A 14,053-nucleotide genomic window follows, 5' to 3' on the forward strand; every position below is an offset into this window, starting at 1 on the left:
CATGGCGATAGTAAGGCGAAGAAAGCGCGGAAGCAACCGTTCCCCCGCGCGCGCATCGATCCCTCAGGACCGCCCTGCTGATATAACCGTAAACAAATGGATCGACGACAGATGATCACCGGTGCCGCCGCAATGTCCGCCCTGCTCTCCACCCCTGTCCGCGCAGCGGACACTTCAAAGTCTTTCCTCGAAATCACCACATGGCGACTGCACAACAGCCCTGAAGACCAGCTCCATCGCGTCTCTGACTACCTCGAAGCCGGCCTCTTCCCCGCGCTGACGCGTGCCGGAGCGAAGCCGGTAGCAGCATTCGCCAACCTCATCGGGCCGGATGGCCCCAGCCTCTTCAGCATCACCCAGTATCCCTCGCTCGGCGCCATGCAGGACGTACTCGCAAAACTCGCCGTGGACCAGCAATACGACAAGGCCTCGCAGACTCTCGGCGGCGGGAACGGAATGCCCTTTGTGACGATGGAAAGCACTCTGTTTCAAAACCTGTCGATTATTCCCGAACCGATCCTCTCAAGCGACGCCTCCAGCCGCCCTCCACGCATCTTCGAGCTGCGGACGTATCAATCGCAGTCGATGGCCGCGCGCCAGAAGAAGGCCGCGATGTTCAATGGCGGTGAGATCGGAATCTTCCAGCGCCTCGGCATGCGTCCCGTCTTCATCGGCGAATCCATCATCGGCCAGCGCCAGCCGAATATCACCTACATGCTGTCCTTCGACAATCTCGATGGACGAGAGAAACTCTGGCGAGCCTTCGGCTCCGATCCGGAGTGGAAGAAGCTCAGCGCTCCGCCAGAATTGAAAGACGCACAGATCGTCGCCAACATCAGCAACATCATTCTGCGTCCGCTGCCGTTTTCGCCAATCCGTTGAGACTGTCTTGGCGCAAGGCGAAGCGACGCGTCATACAACGACACCTGTTCTGCAGCATGGTTCCTTAATGAATGGCGATATCGCCGGCCGGAGCCTCGCCCGGCCGTTTCTTCTTCAGCAGGAAGGCTAGAGGGACCATGCCGCACGCCATCCACGCCAGCAGCCGGTAGACATCCTGGTAGCCCTGCATCCCTGCCTGGCGGAGAAGGTCCTGGTAGATAGCCGCCTGTGCCGCGTAGGTTCCCTCGGGCCCGCCCCCGAGGGCCCGGCTAAGCCCGCGTGTATATTCGACAAACTGCGGATTGGCGTAGTTCATATACTCCTGCAGACGCGCCTGGTGGAACATGGAGCGGTTCGTGACCAGCGCCCCCGTGACCGCAATGAAGATACTGCCGCCAATATTGCGGGCGAAGTTGATCAGCCCCGCAACCTGATTGCTCGCCTCGCGCGGAAGACCTATATACGCCGCATTTGTAATTGCGATGAACGCGAACGGGATCGGCAACACCTGAAGTACGCGCAGCCACGATGCGAAACCAAAGCTCATTCCAAGGTTCACGTGCGTCGAGCTGTAGTAGAACGCTCCGGCGAAGAAGGCGAACCCCAGAGCCGCGAGGATCCGGGCAGAAAACCTTCCGGTCGCGACCCCGGCAGCGGGCATCACCACCACCAGCGCCAGGCCGCCCATCGTCAGTGCTTCGCCGGCGTTGGTCGCGTTATAGCCTAGCAGGCTCTGCAGAAACTGTGGCTGCAGCACCGTCGCGGCATTGAGCACACCGCCTACCAGCATCATCAGAAAGCAACAGATCGCAAAGTTCCTGTACTTGAAAAGCCGCAGATTGATGATCGGATTCTTGTGCTTCAACTCCCAGACAATCAGTCCCGTAATCCCTGCTACGAACATCGCGGCAAACACCCGAATGAACGTCGAAGCGAACCAGTCGTTCTCTTCTCCCTTGTCGAGCGCGATCTGCAGTCCCGCCATCGCAATCGTCAGCAGCCCCAGCCCGACATAATCGAGTCTTCGCGCACTCTTGGGGTCCGCCTTGATCCACGGCGGATCCTGCACCAGCCGCTGGACCAGAACGAGCGCCAGAACTCCAACCGGAAGGTTGATGTAGAAGATCCATCGCCACGAGTAGCTGTCCGTGATCCAGCCTCCCAGCGTCGGTCCGATCGATGGAGCCAGCACAGCGACAAGGCCGTAGAGAGCGAACGCGAGCCCGCGACGCTTCTCGTCGAAAGAGTCGGCCATGATCGCCTGTGCCATCGGTTGCAGGCCGCCTCCCCCCACGCCCTGCAGCACGCGGAAGATCAGCAGCGCCTCCAGCGACGGGGCGATGCCACACAGAAAACTCGCCACGGTAAAGATCACGATGCAAAGCTGAAAGAAATTGCGCCGTCCAATCACGCTCGAAGCCCATGCTCCGATCGGTAGCACAACGGCATTGGAGACCAGGTAGCTGGTCAGCACCCACGTTCCCTGGTTCGTGCTCGCTCCCAGGCTTCCTGCAATATGGGGTAGGGCGACGTTGGCGATGGAGGTGTCCAGCACCTCCATAAAGGCAGCCAGCGCGACAGACGCGGCAATCGCCCAGGGGTTCGACTTCGGCTTCCATCTGCCATGTTCGGGCTCAGCCATTCGACCTCAATCCGTGGGCCGGAGAGATGGATAACCACAACAGGTTCAAACCATCTTGGACCTATCCGCAAACGCCCTAAGGTCTCAACTCCAGCAGCAGCACGCCATGCGGAGCAATCATCACTCCCTTAAGCCCGCCTTCCACAGCGCCCAGACTCTTCTGCGCCCAGACGTCCCTCACCTTGTAACTTTTCTTTAGCAACCCGTAAGCCAGCCATGGCTTCGTCATCACAGCCACAGGCGAATCCCCTGCATTGAACAAAGCAAGATACTCTCTTTCACCATCGACCTTCGTCGTCCACGCAATAAGATCCCGGTCCTGCCCCGCCAGCCGCTGCTCACCCCCGCGCTGGTCCATCGCCACGACATCAGCGTTCGTCAGCAGTGAGGCGGTCCAGTCATCCAGCTCCGTAAGATTCGCTCCAAGGAATAACGGGGATCGTGCAATCGCCCACAGCGTCATCATCGTCCTCTGCTCATCCTGGGTAAGCCGCGTCCTGCGGGGATCGCCATGTCCCGGTACCGGGCCCAGCGTTCCCAGCGGAAGCATGTCGGCATCCGGCCAGTTGCCGGGTTTCACATGCGGAACCCAGCTCGCAAGAACCGCAAACTGGTTCTTCACTCCCTGCGGAAAGCGCTCGCTCTCCGGCCTCTCCCACCGATCCCACACATCGTCGGAGATGCGCCAGAGCTGTGCGTTCGCTGCCACCTCCGCAAACTTGTCCAGCGGTGCCGGCCCCGGCGAAAGACTCAGCACCATCGCACGTCCCGTCTTCGCAATCGCCCGATGAATCATCCTGATCTCATCGCCCTTGTACGGGTGCGAAGCGATGCAGTCCACCTTGAGATAGTCCACGCCCCAATCCGCGTACTGCCGCATCAGCGAGTCGTACCAGGCCTGTCCTGCCGCATTGTCCTTTACGCCGAAGTTATCCGGGTTCCACGGACATGTATCCGCTGTATCTGCCACCTCTGCCGCGCGAAACGCGCTTCCCGTCACAGGCGTATTCTGCTCCACCGCCTTCTTCGGTATGCCTCGGATGATGTGAATGCCGAACTTCAGCCCCAGCCCATGCACGTAGCTGCTCACCGGCTTGAACCCCGCCGACCCCGCCGCGCTGGCGAAACGATTCAGCGCCGGCTCATAGCGGCCGTTCGCATCCATGCGATACGCAAAGGCATCTGCCTTCGGCTTCTGCGGGTTGAGCAGGTACCAGCCCTCGTCGACAACCGCATACTCATACCCCGCAGCCTTCAGACGCTTCGCCAGCACGTCCGCGTTGGCGCGAAACTGCGCCTCGTTGATCGTCAGCCCGTAAGAATCCCAGCTGTTCCAACCCATCGGCGGCGTCGACGCCAGTCTCTCCTGCGCCACACTGCAAGAGGAGGCGAGCAGTCCTGCCGTGATCGCGGTAATAACCCCGTATCGCTTCAGCAATCGAGAATCCTCCCGCACCCCGGATCAACGGCAGTTCCCGCGGCCGATTCCAGCCAGCCGCGAAGCGACATCACTTCCTACATTCTCGAAGCCACAAACAGGCCGCCCGAGATCGCCAGCAGGTCCTCGATCACGGCGATCACAAAGTCCGGCAGCTCCATCTGGGTCACAAGGCCATGGCGAATGTAGTATCCCGCAAAAGCTCCGCCAATGCCGCCTGCGGCCCCCAGCAAAGCACCCGCGACCAGGCTCCTTCCGCCGCTCGCGGCCAGCGCGGCTCCGCACAAAGCTCCGGTAATCCCGCGCGCGCTCAGTCCTATCGCCGAAGTCCGCGCCGGTGTATTGGGAAGCTTGTCCACAATCAGCTCTCCGATCGCGAGCAACGTAAAGATCGAGAGAGCAGCCATCGTGTTCAGGAACGCCAGCGGCGTCCCATCAAGATGGATCCAGTGCAGGTATGCCGCCGCACAAACAATGGCGGGAGCCATCATGGAGCGCAGACCGGCAACGCACCCAATCAAAAAGCAGAGCATAAGAACCGGAAAGACCATCTTCCTCACGTCCTTTCCCCAAACGGACTGCAGCAGGCATTCTCGCCCAAACCTGGCGAGGAAGCAAAAACTTATCGCAGCCCTCCATACCGCTCACCCCTCTTCGCCGAAAATTCCGCTACAGCTCGCACTGCAGGATGGTAATGTCCTGGGGCTGCTCAAACTTCCATCCCGCGCTTCGCAGCAATCCAGCCTGCGAGAAGCCAAGAGCGCGATGCATCGCAACGGAAGACAGATTCTCTCCGCCGATCACTGCGACCATCTGCCTGCACCCTGCACCGCGGCAAGACTGCATCACCGCTTCCAGCAGCCGTCTGCCAATTCCGCGGCCCGCACAATCCGCGCGCAGGTAGATGGAATCTTCCACCGTAAACCGGTATCCGGCACGCGGACGAAACGCCGTGGCATACCCGTAGCCCACAACCTCGCCCTCCTCCTCCGCCACCACGAACGGCAGACCCCGCTGCCGCACTTCGACCATGCGCCGGCCCATCTCCACCCCATCGGGTGGCTCGAGTTCCATCGTGGAGGTACTCGACAACACATAAAAACGGTAGATCGCAGCGATTGCAGCCGCGTCCTCCAGGACAGCCTCACGCACGTTCACGGACATACGACCACTCTACAATTCGCATCCCGCCTGTCCCCGCCGTAGGGCCCAAAATGCTAGGCTGAAGACCGATGCACGTCCCGTCTCACCCTCTTCCCTCAGGCCGAGGCCGGCGCCTCCTCGCCGCACTGGCGCCCTCCATCCTGGCTGCCCTGCTGGCCTCGTGCGCCAGTCCCGGGCCGCCGAAGCCGCCCTCGCTCCACCTTCCCGAAGTCGTCACCGACCTCTCAGCCCAGCGCGTCGGCCAGGACGTTCATCTGCACTGGACCTCGCCCTCCCGCACGACCGATAAGTCCGACGTATCCTCGCCGATGGTCGCCGAGGTCTGCCGCGATCCCCACCCGCAGCCGGAACCCGCAAAGTCCACATCAAAGCCCGCATCGTCTCCATCAAAGTCAACATCGAAGACATCAAAGCCCACATCGAAGCCAATCCGCAGCGCGCCGCTCCAGAGCATTCCAGGCTGCGACGTCGTCCTCCATGTCACCATAAAGCCGGGAGTCACTGACGCCGACGACCGCCTTCCTCCCGCGCTCACTGCCGACCCGGTCGCCTTGTTGGGCTATAGAGTCCGCATTCTGAATCCCCAGGGTCGTTCTGCGGGATTCTCGCAGGCTGCGCTGGCTCCGGCGGGCGCAGCGCCCCCGCCCGTCGCCGGACTCAAGGCGACCCCCGCCCGCAGCGAGGCCGTGCTCGAGTGGCAGCCGCTGGGCTCAGTCTCTCTCGTCGAGCTCGACCGGACCCTTCCCGAAACTCCAGCAGAAAAGGCCGCACCAAAGAAGAAGGCAGCCCTCGCTCTGCCCGACGAGCAGCCAACCGAGGTGCGGCTGCGCTCCGCAAAGGATGAGCCTCCACAGAACGACCCCGGTGGAATCCTCGATCACACCGTTCTGCGCGGACAAAGTTACGTCTATCGCGCCCAGCGTATCCGGACCGTTGCGATCGCAGGCAAAAAGTTCGAGATCAGGGGAGCAGTCTCCTCTCCCTTCACCCTCGTGATGACAGACAGCTTCGCCCCCGCGACTCCAACCGGACTCGCCGCCATTCCCGGCGTAGAGGGCAACGTCGCGACCATCGATCTCTCCTGGCGGCCCAATGTCGAAGTCGACGTGGCCGGATATAACATCTATCGGCGTGAAGGCCCCTCCGGCAGCTTCAAGCGTCTCAACCCTGCACCCGTAACCGGCCCGGCATTTTCCGACACCACTGCCCTCACCGGAAACACCTATACCTACCGGGTGACCGCTCTGGATACCACCGGCAACGAGAGTCCGCCCTCAAACGAAGTTATCCAGACCGTAACGACGACCCCATTGAGTCACGATGCACCCTGAGCCACAAAATCAGCCACGAAAGGCACGACCATGAAGTACTGCAAATATCTCTCTCCCTCGGGCATCGCCCGGTACGCGTTCGTGAAGGAACAGGATGGCGCCTTCTGGGCCGTGGGCCCCATGGTCGCCCCCGAGGAAGACCTGGCTGTACGGCTCGCCGCGCTCGAAGACAGGTCAACCGAGGCGTTCGTCGCCGCCCCGTTGACGAGCCTCTCCCTGCTGCCACCCGTAACTCCCTCGAAGATCCTCTGCGTCGGACGCAACTACAGCGAGCACGCCGCCGAACTGGGCAACGAGGTCCCCAAGGAACCGCTCCTCTTTCTCAAGCCCCCATCTTCCCTGCTCGCATCCGGCCATACCATTCGGATGCCCGCGTTATCGAAGCGTGTGGACTACGAGGGCGAGCTCGCCATCGTCATCGGACGCCGCTGTCGCAGCCTCGGTCCCGACGAAGACGTGCGCCAGTACATCCGGGGCTACACCATCGTGAACGACGTCACCGCCCGCGATATCCAAAAGTCCGATGGCCAGTGGACGCGAGGCAAAGGCTGGGACACGTTCTGTCCCTCCGGCCCCTTCGTCTCCGACGAGATCGATCCCCTCAACGGCACCTCCGTCAGCGTAACCACACGCCTGAACGGCGCGGTAAAGCAGAACGGATCGACCGCCGACCTGATATTCCCCATCGATTTCCTGCTGCGATATATCACCGCCTTCACCACCCTCGAGCCCGGCGACCTTATCCCGACCGGAACACCCTCCGGAGTAGGTCCCGTCCAGCCAGGCGATACCGTCGAGGTGGAGGTCACCGGCCTCGGGGTCCTCAGAAATACCGTAGCCGCCGACTAAATCCAGTCCCTGCAACACCCTGGGGTCGCCTCCGCTGGCGCACCCCCCAGAAGAGGGCCCGCGCAACGCGTTCGACCTTGATAAAATCAAACTAAGCAGCGAAGGAGCGCACAATGGCATCGATTCTCGAACAGCTTCGTAGCATGACGACCGTGGTCTCCGACACCGGTGATATCAACTCCATCAAACAGTTCAAGCCAACGGACTCGACCACCAACCCCTCTCTCATCCAGGCAGCCGCCGGCATGCCCGAGTATCAGTCCATCGTCGACGACGTACTCCAGCAAGCGCGTAAAGACGCCGGTCCCAGCGCCTCCGATAAGGAAGTGGCCGCGCTCGCCTTCAAGTCGCTCGCCGTTGCCTTCGGCAGAAAGATTCTCGAAATCGTTCCCGGCCGCGTCTCCACCGAAGTCGACGCCCGCCTCTCCTACGACACCGAGAAGTCCCTCGAAACTGCCCGCGACATCATCGCCCAGTACGAGAAAGCAGGCATCTCCCGCGAGCGCATCCTCATCAAGCTTGCCTCCACCTGGGAGGGCATTCGCGCCGCCGAGATCCTGGAGAAGGAAGGCATTCACTGCAATATGACCCTTCTCTTCGGCATGCACCAGGCCATCGCCTCCGCCGAAGCCAAGGTCACCCTCATCTCGCCGTTCGTCGGGCGCATCCTCGACTGGTACAAGAAAGACACCGGCAAGGACTACACCCCCGCCGAAGATCCCGGCGTGAAGTCGGTAACAACCATCTACAACTACTACAAGCGCTTCGGCTACAAGACCGTGGTCATGGGCGCAAGCTTCCGCAATACCGGCGAAATCATCGAGCTCGCCGGATGCGATCTTCTCACCATCGCCCCCAAGCTGCTGGGTGAGCTCGAAGCCGCGCAGGGAACCCTTGAGCGCAAGCTCGACCCGGCAAAGGCCAAGGACCTGAAGATCGAGAAGATCGCCGTGGACAAGGAGACCTTCGACAAGATGCACGCCGCCGACCGCATGGCCAGCGACAAGCTCAAGGAAGGAATCGAGGGCTTTTCGAAGGCGCTCGAGGAGCTGGAGAAGACTCTCGAGAAGCGCCTCGCCGAGATCAGCGAACCCGCTGCCGCCCGGTAAACAGATTTTGACACTCCGGAATGAGAATTTGAGTTACTTTCAAAAAAAGACCGCGTTCAGGGACGCGGTCTTTTTTCTAACAGCTGAAACTGTTCTCCCCAAGCCGCACAGAACCGGAAGGATGCAGAGGCAGAACGCCCGCTGACCGCGCCCTCGTCCCTCCAGACAAAACGCAGGAGTCTCCCTGGAAATGGTGGAAAATAAGGATGGCTAATAGTGTGCTTGCTGCAAATGCTCCTTCTCCCCAGGGAGAGGCAGCCGCGCATGAAAGACGAATGCCTCACATTCGGGCGCTCGATGGCATTCGCGGACTGGCGATCGGGCTGGTCCTGCTGATTCACCTGCTGCAATCGAACGATAAGCCCGTAGGATCTTTCCTCGTTCAGCTGATCGTCAAGATCAAGCAATCAGGATGGGTCGGCGTCGACCTCTTCTTTGCCCTCTCCGGATTTCTCATCACGGGAATCCTCGTCGACTCCTTCGGCGAAGAGCGTTATTTCCGCAACTTCTACGCGCGCCGCACTCTTCGGATCTTTCCGCTCTATTACGGCGTCCTGCTGATCCTCTTCCTGATTCTGCGACCGACATGGAGCGACGGCCGCCAGTTCTACCTGCTTCTTGTCTATCTGCAGAACACCGCCCTGTGGTGGCACGGAAACCAGCCGGCAGTTCTCGAAAGTCTGACCGGCCATCTATGGTCCCTCGCCGCCGAAGAGCAGTTCTACCTGGTATGGCCGATCATCGTCTTCTGGGTTCGCGACCGACGCAAGCTCATGTGGATCGCCGCCGGACTCGTCCTGGCCGTACCGGTCATCCGGACCGCCCTGCTCATGAACGGCGTGACCTTCCGGGTGATCTATACCTCCACCCTCTGTCGCGCGGATTCCCTGCTCGCCGGCGCCTGGCTTGCGCTGGCTGTCCGTGGAAACCTCAAAGAACGGGTTCTTCGCACAGCGCCGGTCACCTTCTCGGTTGCCATGCTTTGCTGCCTGACGATTGCATGGACGACAGGAACATTTTTCTGGGACAACAATCCCCTCGTCACCACCATCGGCTACAGTGCCCTTGCCGTGGCGGGAGCTTCGCTGATCGCCATGGCGCTCCGTCCCGGCTCCACCACCGGAGCCATCATGAATCTGTCTCCCCTGCGTTGGCTGGGCAAGTACAGCTATGGCATCTACATCATTCACCCGATGATCGGCTTTCTCTTCGTGCCGTGGATTGAGACACACATTCATGGAAAGATCGCATCGCATATGGCCATATTCATCGCCACGCTGCTTGTTACGTTTCCCCTTGCATGGGTGAGCTATAACGTCTATGAACGTCGTTTCCTTCGTCTGAAACGATACTTCGCCTAGCAGGGCGCAGGGCGCGGCGACCCTGCGCAATCTCTCAGGATGAGCGAGCCGTACACCTCAACCGTCTCGCAGACTCGCTCATCGGAAACGTCAATCCACAGCTTCGTTCGGTGAAGCAGCGTTGCGGGACAGGATGGTCAGAACACATTGAGTGATCGTGGCGGGAAGCTCTCTACAAACACCGGGTCCCACGGCCGTCTTCCCAGGCTGGGCCACCTGCCAGAGCTGGATGGAATTCGCGGCATCGCGGCCCTGATGGTCTTCTTCCATCACCTCTGCTCTACCAGCTTCGACATCGCCCCCTGGACCAGCCCAATCGTGCGAGGCCTCTACTGGCTCGGAAGTTTCGGAGATAGCGGCGTCGATGTCTTCTTCGTTCTCTCCGGCTTTCTCATTACCGCCATTCTGATCCGCGACCGGGACAACTCCGACTACTACCGGGACTTCTACTGGAAGAGAGCGCTTCGAATTCTCCCGCTTTATGCCCTCTGCGCGTTTGGAATTCTGTTCTTCATTCCCGGCTCGCGATCCTTCGTTCTGCTCTGCGTCTTCTTTGCTGCAAACTTTGCCAATGTCTTCCACGTCCAGTCCATCGGCGGCTTCTGGTCCCTGGCCGTAGAGGAGCAGTTCTATCTGCTGTGGCCGACCGTCGTCCGCCGCCGCTCCGTCGCCACGCTGCGTCATTGGGCCCTTGCGATCGTCTGCACCGTCATTGGGCTGCGATACCTCTTCGCCCTCTTCGGACACCACAATTACTGGCACACGTATCTATGCTGCGACGGGCTTGCCGTGGGCGCGCTGCTGGCCTGCATGCTGGAACGCTGCCAGCGACAGGGGCTGGGCCTCGAGACAAGGCGCGGCACCCTCCTGTCCCTGCTCGGCGCCGGTGTCGTGCTGGCGGGTGTGTGTTACGCCATTCCAACAGATCCACGACACATCGCCTTTCACGCTGCTACCGGAGCCACCGCAATCACCCTTCTTTGCGGAGGATTCGTTGGCCTCGCCGTCGCCTACACGGGCCGTTCGGCGTTTGGCTGGTTACGCTCTCACCTGCTTACCTTCTTCGGTCTCATCAGCTACGCGTTCTATATGTTCCATATCTTCGTCCGCGACGCCTATGACCACTTCCGCGGTCCGCTGCAGCCCAACGACCTCGCCGGCTACTTCACCAGGATCGCGGTCGTGCTGGCAATCACCATCGTCCTCACCCTGATCTCCCGCTACGCATTCGAGCTGCCGATCATGTCGCTTCGCAGATACGTTCTGAACCGGCACACCAAGCCGGCCGTGGCCGAGTCGCTCTAGATCGCAGTCCCTCTAGACGGCAGTTTCATCCGCCCGCATCCCGGCAGAGCTATCCGCGCGAACCACTCCGCTCAATGCGAATGTCCGTGATGGTGACCGTGCGCCCCCACGGCTTCGGCTTCAGGCGGAGAGCTGCACCCGTGTATCGTCTCGCACCCGGAGGTCTCGAACTGGATCGTCGTATGGGTGATGTGAAAAAGATCGTGCAGCCGGCCGTTCAGCTCCGTCAAAATGCCCGAGCACTCCGAAGCCGGCATCTCGTCGATCCTCACATGGCTCGCCAGCGCATGTGACTGCGCCCCCAGGCTCCAGACGTGAAGATCGTGTACATCCAGCACGCCAGGCACGCCCTCCATCGCCTCGCGCACCGCGCCAAGCTGCATGTTCCGTGGCGTTCCTTCCAGCAGAATATTCAGCGTCTCCCGCAGAATCCCGACGGAGCTCCACAGGATCATCGCTGCAATCACCAGCGAAAGCACCGGGTCCACCCACGACATGCCGGTAAACAGAATCGCCGCGCCTCCACCGATAACCGCCGCCGTCGAAAGCGTGTCGCCCAGCATGTGAAGGAACACACTGCGAATGTTGACATCCTTCGAAAACCGCCACAGCAGTGCCGCAATCGTGCCGTTCATCACAACCCCGGCGGCGGCGACCCCCATCATCAGTCTGGGCTGCACCTCCACCGGCGTATGCAGGCGCTCAATCGCCGTAAGCGCGATCCAGATCGACAGAACCACCAGCGTACCGGCATTCACGAACGCTGCCAGCACTCCCGCTCTCTGGTACCCGAAGGTCTTCTTCTCGTTAGCCGGGCGCGCCTGGAAGTACACCGCGACGTAAGAAAGAATAATCGCCAGCAGATCGCTGAGGTTGTGCCCGGCCTCTGAGATCAATGCCAGCGAGTGCGCCCGCAGCCCGAACACAAACGTCGCCAGCACGTAGGCGAAGGTCAGCCCCATGGACGCCTTCAGGACCTGCTGCATTCGGCGGTTCGGGGTGGCGACCATGTGCATGGCTTAAGTTTAGTCTCGATGGGCCGGTCGTATCTACATCTCTACATCATCTCGAATCGTTTCAGGTCGCCGGCGTGCCGGCATCTTTTTGAGAATGCGGGATCCCCAGCCGCAGGCCGCTCCAGCTTTCGGCCACCACGATGCTGTTGGCCGGATTATGCGGCTCATAACGAACCTGGATCGGAAGGTCTGTCCGAATATCCCGAACCAGGTCGCCCAGCGACGTCACATCCTGCGCGGCCTCGTAGGCGACACCCGCAATCCGATAGTTATAGACGATGATCTGCTGCGGGGGAGTCGTGTCATCCTGCTGGGAAAAAGGAGTATCGGTGATGCTGCCGTCGGTAATGCGGCCGCTGGAGGCAAGCTGTTCGCGGCGGGCGCGTTCGATCTCCTCTGCCGTGGGCCGCTGGCGCCGAAGAAGAAACCAGGCGATACCACCCACCGCAGCTGCCGCGGCCACCGCCATAACGGCGTTTCGCGGAGAACGCAGAGGAACCGAGAGATACTCTGGCACGGTCGTAAACACGGCTGTTAGCCAAAGCATAGCCCAGGTCGAGAAGATTGCGGCTGAAGAGTTTGCCGCGCTGTCCCTTATTTGTGGATCTGTCCCATAAAGGGCGCTTTCTCCCAGTCCCACTTGTCTCCTGTCCAGCGCGCAAGCTGGCGATATACTGAGATGTGAGTAAAAGTCGCGTTTTTTCGTCACTTCGAGCCCCTTCCATCTCTCTCAAGGCCTCCTCGGCCCATCCTCTCGATCTGGGCGAGGGGCGCCGCATCCGCTCCACCACCGTGGTCTGCGTTCGGCGCGACGATTCCGTGGTCATGGCGGCCGATGGTCAGGTATCGCTCGGCAACACCGTGATGAAGCACTCCGCCAAAAAGATCCGCCGCCTCTATCAGGACAAGGTGCTCGCAGGATTCGCCGGCTCCACCGCCGACGCCTTCTCGCTCTTTGCCCGCTTCGAAACCAAGCTCGAGCAGTACGCCGGCAACCTCAGCCGCGCTGCCGTCGAGCTGGCCAAGGACTGGCGCACCGACAAGATGCTCCGCCAGCTCGAAGCCCTGCTCATCGTCGCCGACGTCAAGCAGACCCTCATGCTCTCCGGTACCGGCGACGTCATCGACCCCGACGAAGGCATCTGCGCCATCGGCAGCGGAGGCAGCTTCGCGCTCGCCGCAGGTCGCGCCCTGCTCGACAACACCCAGCTCTCCGCGCGAGAGATCGCTGAAAAGTCCATGAAGATCGCCGGCGACATCTGCATCTACACCAACGACAAGGTTCTGATCGAAGAGCTGAAAGCGACTACATAGCTTGAAGGGGTAAACAAAAGATGGACAAGACGATTCGATTCATCTCCGATCCGAACGAGCTCAAGGCAGAGGACTATCGCTACTGGCAGAGCGTCCGCCCCGCCGAACGCATGCAGAAAGCATGGGAGCTAAGTCTTATGGGATACCGGATGAAAGGACTAGCGCCTGATGGACAGGAACTTCGTCGATCTGTTGTCCGCCTTAAACTTCCAAAGCGCTAGGTACCTTATTGTGGGCGGATATGCCGTGACCTATCACTCCGAGCCACGGGGACGAACGACTCGGACATCTTTTACGCGACCGACGCTCAGAACTGCGACGCTATCTTCCGGGGGCTGGCTGCGTACGGTGTTCCGCTCGCTGGCGTGTCGCCTGAAGACTCCCGACCAGATGTTTCGGTTCGGCCGTCCTCTCTATCAGGTGGACTTTCTTCCCAGGATCACCGGCGTAGACTTCGAGGAAGCGTGGCGAGATCGCATCATGGTTAATATCGAGGGAAATGTTGATGCTCCGTATATCTCCGCCGCACAGCTCAAGCAGAACAAACGTGCCTTTGGACGTCTAAAGGACCTCGCGGACGTCGAATCCATAGAACAGTGTGAAAGCGCTCTCCAACCGCGCAAATCAGAACAGTAAGGAACA

The 14,053-nt window shown here is 60.6% G+C and carries 15 protein-coding genes; 9 read left to right on the plus strand and 6 right to left on the minus strand.

Annotation, left to right across the window (positions count from 1 at the left end):
• Nucleotides 1–96 precede the first annotated feature (96 nt).
• Nucleotides 97–882 carry an NIPSNAP family protein gene (locus BDD14_RS32410; protein ID WP_130419479.1) on the plus strand — a complete coding sequence of 262 codons (786 nt, stop codon included), beginning with the start codon at nt 97–99 and terminating at the stop codon, nt 880–882.
• 64 nt (nt 883–946) lie between these two features.
• Here BDD14_RS32410 and BDD14_RS14805 read toward each other — a convergent pair whose 3' ends face one another.
• The 4 genes from BDD14_RS14805 to BDD14_RS14820 all read right to left on the minus strand — a co-directional run bounded on the left by BDD14_RS14805 (nt 947) and on the right by BDD14_RS14820 (nt 5,126).
• Nucleotides 947–2,524, minus strand: coding sequence for a DHA2 family efflux MFS transporter permease subunit (locus tag BDD14_RS14805; protein ID WP_130419480.1), 1,578 nt, complete (start codon nt 2,522–2,524; stop codon nt 947–949).
• A gap of 76 nt (nt 2,525–2,600) precedes the next feature.
• On the minus strand, nt 2,601–3,962 hold the full coding sequence (locus BDD14_RS14810; protein ID WP_242617960.1) for a glycoside hydrolase family 27 protein: 1,362 nt from the start codon (nt 3,960–3,962) through the stop codon (nt 2,601–2,603).
• A 77-nt stretch (nt 3,963–4,039) separates the two neighbouring features.
• The gene (locus BDD14_RS14815; protein ID WP_130423152.1) at nt 4,040–4,513 is read right to left on the minus strand and encodes a DUF4126 family protein; all 474 of its coding nucleotides are present in this window, start codon (nt 4,511–4,513) and stop codon (nt 4,040–4,042) included.
• 118 nt (nt 4,514–4,631) lie between these two features.
• Nucleotides 4,632–5,126: a GNAT family N-acetyltransferase gene (locus tag BDD14_RS14820; protein ID WP_130419481.1), complete on the minus strand. Its 495-nt coding sequence runs from the start codon at nt 5,124–5,126 to the stop codon at nt 4,632–4,634.
• A gap of 68 nt (nt 5,127–5,194) precedes the next feature.
• On the opposite strand from BDD14_RS14820, the gene BDD14_RS14825 reads away from it, so the two are divergent.
• The 5 genes from BDD14_RS14825 to BDD14_RS14845 all read left to right on the plus strand — a co-directional run bounded on the left by BDD14_RS14825 (nt 5,195) and on the right by BDD14_RS14845 (nt 11,081).
• Complete coding sequence (locus tag BDD14_RS14825) at nt 5,195–6,457, plus strand: fibronectin type III domain-containing protein (protein WP_130419482.1); 1,263 nt, start codon at nt 5,195–5,197, stop codon at nt 6,455–6,457.
• A 30-nt stretch (nt 6,458–6,487) separates the two neighbouring features.
• A complete protein-coding gene (locus tag BDD14_RS14830) occupies nt 6,488–7,306 on the plus strand; it encodes a fumarylacetoacetate hydrolase family protein (protein WP_242617961.1) in 819 nt (272 codons plus the stop codon).
• A gap of 113 nt (nt 7,307–7,419) precedes the next feature.
• Complete coding sequence (locus BDD14_RS14835) at nt 7,420–8,415, plus strand: transaldolase (protein ID WP_130419483.1); 996 nt, start codon at nt 7,420–7,422, stop codon at nt 8,413–8,415.
• Nucleotides 8,416–8,621: 206 nt separating this feature from the next.
• Nucleotides 8,622–9,776, plus strand: coding sequence for an acyltransferase family protein (locus tag BDD14_RS14840; protein ID WP_130419484.1), 1,155 nt, complete (start codon nt 8,622–8,624; stop codon nt 9,774–9,776).
• Nucleotides 9,777–9,923: 147 nt separating this feature from the next.
• The gene (locus tag BDD14_RS14845; protein ID WP_130419485.1) at nt 9,924–11,081 is read left to right on the plus strand and encodes an acyltransferase family protein; all 1,158 of its coding nucleotides are present in this window, start codon (nt 9,924–9,926) and stop codon (nt 11,079–11,081) included.
• 71 nt (nt 11,082–11,152) lie between these two features.
• Here BDD14_RS14845 and BDD14_RS14850 read toward each other — a convergent pair whose 3' ends face one another.
• Together BDD14_RS14850 and BDD14_RS14855 are read right to left on the minus strand one after the other, a co-directional pair.
• Entirely contained in the window at nt 11,153–12,097 is a 945-nt protein-coding gene (locus BDD14_RS14850; protein WP_130419486.1) for a cation diffusion facilitator family transporter, read from the minus strand.
• 61 nt (nt 12,098–12,158) lie between these two features.
• The gene (locus BDD14_RS14855) at nt 12,159–12,737 is read right to left on the minus strand and encodes a hypothetical protein (protein ID WP_130419487.1); all 579 of its coding nucleotides are present in this window, start codon (nt 12,735–12,737) and stop codon (nt 12,159–12,161) included.
• A gap of 41 nt (nt 12,738–12,778) precedes the next feature.
• Here BDD14_RS14855 and hslV point away from each other — a divergent pair, with 41 nt between their 5' ends.
• The 3 genes from hslV to BDD14_RS14870 are packed head-to-tail and all read left to right on the plus strand — an operon-like array spanning nt 12,779 to nt 14,047.
• Entirely contained in the window at nt 12,779–13,411 is a 633-nt protein-coding gene (gene hslV / locus BDD14_RS14860; RefSeq protein ID WP_479724010.1) for an ATP-dependent protease subunit HslV, read from the plus strand.
• A gap of 20 nt (nt 13,412–13,431) precedes the next feature.
• Nucleotides 13,432–13,632: a hypothetical protein gene (locus BDD14_RS14865; RefSeq protein ID WP_130419488.1), complete on the plus strand. Its 201-nt coding sequence runs from the start codon at nt 13,432–13,434 to the stop codon at nt 13,630–13,632.
• A 25-nt stretch (nt 13,633–13,657) separates the two neighbouring features.
• Nucleotides 13,658–14,047 (plus strand): hypothetical protein, encoded by a 390-nt coding sequence (locus tag BDD14_RS14870; RefSeq protein ID WP_130419489.1) that lies wholly within the window; start codon nt 13,658–13,660, stop codon nt 14,045–14,047.
• The last annotated feature ends 6 nt before the right edge of the window (nt 14,048–14,053 follow it).

It is taken from the genome of Edaphobacter modestus, from assembly GCF_004217555.1.
Taxonomy (GTDB): Bacteria; Acidobacteriota; Terriglobia; order Terriglobales; family Acidobacteriaceae; genus Edaphobacter; species Edaphobacter modestus.

Excerpts from the sequence above, each read along its gene's own strand:
- BDD14_RS32410 (WP_130419479.1), top strand. The coding sequence starts at position 97 with ATGGATCGACGACAGATGATCACCGGTGCCGCCGCAATGTCCGCCCTG.
- BDD14_RS14805 (WP_130419480.1), bottom strand. The coding sequence starts at position 2,524 with ATGGCTGAGCCCGAACATGGCAGATGGAAGCCGAAGTCGAACCCCTGG.
- BDD14_RS14815 (WP_130423152.1), bottom strand. The coding sequence starts at position 4,513 with ATGGTCTTTCCGGTTCTTATGCTCTGCTTTTTGATTGGGTGCGTTGCC.
- BDD14_RS14820 (WP_130419481.1), bottom strand. The coding sequence starts at position 5,126 with ATGTCCGTGAACGTGCGTGAGGCTGTCCTGGAGGACGCGGCTGCAATC.
- BDD14_RS14825 (WP_130419482.1), top strand. The coding sequence starts at position 5,195 with ATGCACGTCCCGTCTCACCCTCTTCCCTCAGGCCGAGGCCGGCGCCTC.
- BDD14_RS14830 (WP_242617961.1), top strand. The coding sequence starts at position 6,488 with ATGAAGTACTGCAAATATCTCTCTCCCTCGGGCATCGCCCGGTACGCG.
- BDD14_RS14835 (WP_130419483.1), top strand. The coding sequence starts at position 7,420 with ATGGCATCGATTCTCGAACAGCTTCGTAGCATGACGACCGTGGTCTCC.
- BDD14_RS14840 (WP_130419484.1), top strand. The coding sequence starts at position 8,622 with ATGGCTAATAGTGTGCTTGCTGCAAATGCTCCTTCTCCCCAGGGAGAG.
- BDD14_RS14850 (WP_130419486.1), bottom strand. The coding sequence starts at position 12,097 with ATGCACATGGTCGCCACCCCGAACCGCCGAATGCAGCAGGTCCTGAAG.
- BDD14_RS14865 (WP_130419488.1), top strand. The coding sequence starts at position 13,432 with ATGGACAAGACGATTCGATTCATCTCCGATCCGAACGAGCTCAAGGCA.